5 protein-coding genes are annotated in these 3,531 nt (G+C 70.8%); 2 read left to right on the forward strand and 3 right to left on the reverse strand.

Annotation, left to right across the window (positions count from 1 at the left end; translation table 11 throughout):
* Window positions 1-93 precede the first annotated feature (93 nt).
* Window positions 94-297, reverse strand: a complete 204-nt coding sequence (locus B2U11_RS01255) for a cold-shock protein (RefSeq protein ID WP_249750176.1) — start codon at window positions 295-297, stop codon at window positions 94-96.
* A 210-nt stretch (window positions 298-507) separates the two neighbouring features.
* Window positions 508-1,266: an extensin family protein gene (locus B2U11_RS01260; RefSeq protein WP_292069213.1), complete on the reverse strand. Its 759-nt coding sequence runs from the start codon at window positions 1,264-1,266 to the stop codon at window positions 508-510.
* Window positions 1,267-1,397: 131 nt separating this feature from the next.
* Here B2U11_RS01260 and B2U11_RS01265 point away from each other — a divergent pair, with 131 nt between their 5' ends.
* A complete protein-coding gene (locus tag B2U11_RS01265; protein ID WP_292069215.1) occupies window positions 1,398-1,766 on the forward strand; it encodes a hypothetical protein in 369 nt (122 codons plus the stop codon).
* A gap of 7 nt (window positions 1,767-1,773) precedes the next feature.
* On the opposite strand, the gene B2U11_RS01270 is transcribed toward B2U11_RS01265, so the two are convergent.
* Complete coding sequence (locus tag B2U11_RS01270; protein ID WP_292069217.1) at window positions 1,774-2,910, reverse strand: serine hydrolase domain-containing protein; 1,137 nt, start codon at window positions 2,908-2,910, stop codon at window positions 1,774-1,776.
* 95 nt (window positions 2,911-3,005) lie between these two features.
* Here B2U11_RS01270 and B2U11_RS01275 point away from each other — a divergent pair.
* Window positions 3,006-3,531, forward strand: a 526-nt coding sequence (locus B2U11_RS01275; protein WP_292069219.1) for a polyphosphate kinase 2, incomplete at its 3' end; no start/stop codon positions are given.

A 3,531-nucleotide genomic window follows, 5' to 3' on the forward strand; every position in this document is an offset into this window, starting at 1 on the left:
CGCTCAAGCAGCGCGAAGCGCGATAGCCCGCGCAAAAAAACGGGCGCAGGGGATGCCCCCGCGCCCGTTTTCCTAGCCTGTTGGGCTGTCGGCTTAGAGGACCTTGAGGTCCACGGCCGAGGTCTTGCCGCGCTGGGTTTCCAGCTCGTACTCGACCTTGGCGTTCTCATCGAGGCCCTGAAGGCCAGCCTTCTGAACGGCGGTGACGTGAACGAACACGTCGGACCCGCCGCTGTCGGGCTGGATGAAACCATAGCCCTTGGTGGGGTTGAACCACTTGACCGTACCGGTCGCCATGTCTGCGTCTCCGTAAACGCGCTTTCCAGGCGGGCCCCTTTTCAGAGGGACCCGTCAGCCCATCTGGAACAAGCTCGTTCAGGCGAAGGAGCGAGACGCGGGTGTGGACCCCACGCAAAATCCGGACTGCGCCCGTGTTGTCACCCGCCTTTACGGGCCGGTCAACAGCAAAGCGATTCCACAAATCGGCGTTAGATGGTTAATCGAACCTCAGCCGCACAGCCCGCGCGGCGCCGCGTCAAGGTGCAGATGGTCCGCATGGGCGGCGTTGTAGTCGGGCGTCAGGACATTGGAGAACAGCCGGCAACCGCCCTGTCCCACGCGTTTCAGGAAGCGCCCGCCTTCGGCGCCGACCGGCCCCTGCCCGGCCCAGTCGGCCTTGACGCTGACCCTGCGCCCGTCGGCCAGGGTCAGCGCCGCGACATCCAGCGCATTGGCGCGCGCGTGCTCGCTGGGCCGGTCGTCGGTGTTGGTCGAGCCGTAGATGCGGCGGCAGGAATAGGTTCCGAAGTTCTCCACCCGCGCCACGGTCGAGCCCAGGACGTCCCGTGCGGCCGGTTGCAGCACCTGCCGGTCCCACAGCACATAGCGCAGCGCCAGCGGGCACTGCATCACCACCCCCGCCGGCGCCAGCGGCGTGGCCCCGCCGACGATCCTGACCGCGCCGCGCACCTGGCAGAAGCCGCCGTCGTCTCTGTCGGGCGCCCGCTCCACCTGCACGCCGGCCTCGCGCAACAGCCTCATGCAGGCCTCGGTCGGCGCCGCGACCTGTTCGGGCGTGGCGGCGCGGGGCAGGTCGAAGGCCGCCACCTTGGTCGCCGTCGCCCGTCCGATCGGCCGGTCCAGATCCAGCGGTTTCCAAGGCAGGTCCTGCGGCGGCGCATAGGCGTTCAGCAGGGCGAAGGCCGCGCAGGCCAGCAGCGCCGCTTCCCACAGCAGGTTCCAGAAGTCCGCGAAGTCCCGCTTCATGCCGCCCCGCGCCCTCCCGGCTCCATGCGAGGGGGCCGCAACGGCCCCGCTTCCCAACGCATCGGACCGGCGATCCGTTCATCGCCCGCACAGACTTGCGGAGGCGCAACCTCTGATGCACCGTGCTTTCCATGATGCTGGTTCTGGCCATCGTGACGAGCGCCGTCGCCCTGGGATGGATGATTGTCAGGTCTCGCGACGCCCTACGTCGTTTCGCCCGCCATGACCGCCTGCCGATGCAATGGGGGTTGGATGGCCGCCCGACCTGGCGGGCGCCGCGCGCGATCGCCCTGTTCTTCACCCCGGTCCTGGCCGCCGTGTCGCTGGCGATCCCGCTGGCCCTCTTCGCGGCGGTCCCCGCCGGCTCGGCGCGGCAGGGCGAAAGCGACGCGGCGCTTCTGACGGTCACGCTCGGCATGGCCCTCGCCTACGTCGCCGCCCACGCGGGCCATCTCTGGGCGATAGGACGGTGGGACCGGGCGCAGGCGTCGCGCCCTTAGCGCCCCCTTACCCCAGCGTGCGCACCAGTCCGGGCATCAGGCCGTTGGCGGCGCCCGCCTCGACGCTGACGTTGGCCAGGCCGATCAGGGCGATCCCCCGACGGGGCGCCACCGCCCCCACCGCGTGCCACAGGGTGTTCGACCCCTCGTGCATCAGGGCCGGGCCGCCGGCCCAGGGAACGGCGGGCGGCGCGAGCCAGCCCAGGGCGTAGGGCTGGCCCTGGCCCGCGCCTGGATCGCTCAGGATCGCCACGCTCTCAGGCGTCAGCCAGCCGCCTCCGTCGTTCAGGAACACCCTCAGCCACGTCGCATAGTCCGCCAGCGTCATGTGCGCCGTGCCCGCCGGCCCCAGCGCGGCGGGGTTGTCGGCGCCGGGATCGGTCGGATCGACCGGCGTGTGCGTCTGCCCGCCCGCCCAGCGATGGCCCCAGGCATTGCCGCCGCCATGAAGGTCGTGAACCGGCGCGCCGAAACCGGCCGACGCCAGGCCCAGCGGCCCGAACAACTCGGCGCGCGTCACCTCCTCCCACGACCGGCCGGTCAGGGCCTCGATGGCCGCCCCCGCCAGGATGTAGTTGGCGTTGGCGTATTCATAGCCGCCCGGCGTCCCGGTCGGCGGCGCCGACAGGATGCGTTCTGCGATCGCGCGGCGCTGCTCAGGCAGCGGCCGGGGATCGGCCCGCGCGGTCATGTAGAAGACCATGCCCAGGGCGTCGGCGTCCCTGACCCCCGCCCGGTGGCGCAGGAAGTCCCGGATGGTCGCGCCCTCCCAGGCCGGATCGACCGTCGCGCCCGCAAACAGGATCGAAAGGGGCGCGTCCCAATCCGCCCGTCCCTGCTCGACCAGCCGGGCGTAGAGCGCAGCCGTCATCGCCTTGGTGTTCGACCCCAGGTGCCAGCGGTCGTCCAGCGTCGCCGGGTCGTCCCCGCCGAACCGACGCACGCCGCGCACCCCGGACCAGGCCAGGCCCTCGCGCGTCACCACCGCGCCGGCCAGGGCCACCGGCCGGGTCTCGGCGAAGACCGCGTCCAGCGCGGCGTCGCAGGCGGCCGTATCAACGTCCGCGGCGGCCCGGGCCGGCAGCGCGGCCAGGCCGGCGACGGCCAGGCTTCCGGCCAGGACGGTTCGGCGGTCGGTCTTCATCGGGCGCTCCGTGAGTCTTCGCCGGCAGCCTAGCGTTCAGACGCCGCGAACGCACGGCCCTTGCCCTGTCCGGCCGCGCCGGCCACAGTCGGCCCATGGGAAAGAAATCCGACGCCTACGACGACGAACTGGAGCAGCTCCAGCTCGCCATGGTCCAGACCCAGGCCTGGACGATCGAACACGGCCTGCGGGTCGTCATCGTCCTGGAGGGGCGCGACACCGCCGGCAAGGACGGCGCCATCAAGCGGCTGACGGAATACATGTCGCCGCGCCAGACCCGCGTTGTCGCCATGCCCAAGCCCAGCGACCGCGAATCCAGCCAGTGGTATTTCCAGCGCTACGTCCCGCACCTGCCGGCGGCGGGCGAGACCGTCATCTTCAACCGCTCCTGGTACAACCGCGCGGGCGTCGAACCGGTAATGGGTTTCTGCACCCCCGCCCAATACGCCCAGTTCATGACCGACGCGCCCCGTTTCGAGCGGATGCTGACCGACGACGGGGTCATTCTGATCAAGCTGTGGCTGGACATCTCGCGCGAGGAGCAGGCCAAGCGGCTGAAGGAGCGGCGTAACGATCCGCTCAAGAAGTTCAAGCTGTCCTCGCTGGACGCCGAGGCCGAGG

Source organism: Brevundimonas sp. UBA7534 (assembly GCF_002479325.1).
Classification (GTDB): Bacteria; Pseudomonadota; Alphaproteobacteria; order Caulobacterales; family Caulobacteraceae; genus Brevundimonas.

Coding starts and splice junctions, on each gene's coding strand:
- B2U11_RS01270 (WP_292069217.1), bottom strand. CDS start 2,910: ATGAAGACCGACCGCCGAACCGTCCTGGCCGGAAGCCTGGCCGTCGCC.
- B2U11_RS01255 (WP_249750176.1), bottom strand. CDS start 297: ATGGCGACCGGTACGGTCAAGTGGTTCAACCCCACCAAGGGCTATGGT.
- B2U11_RS01265 (WP_292069215.1), top strand. CDS start 1,398: ATGATGCTGGTTCTGGCCATCGTGACGAGCGCCGTCGCCCTGGGATGG.
- B2U11_RS01260 (WP_292069213.1), bottom strand. CDS start 1,266: ATGAAGCGGGACTTCGCGGACTTCTGGAACCTGCTGTGGGAAGCGGCG.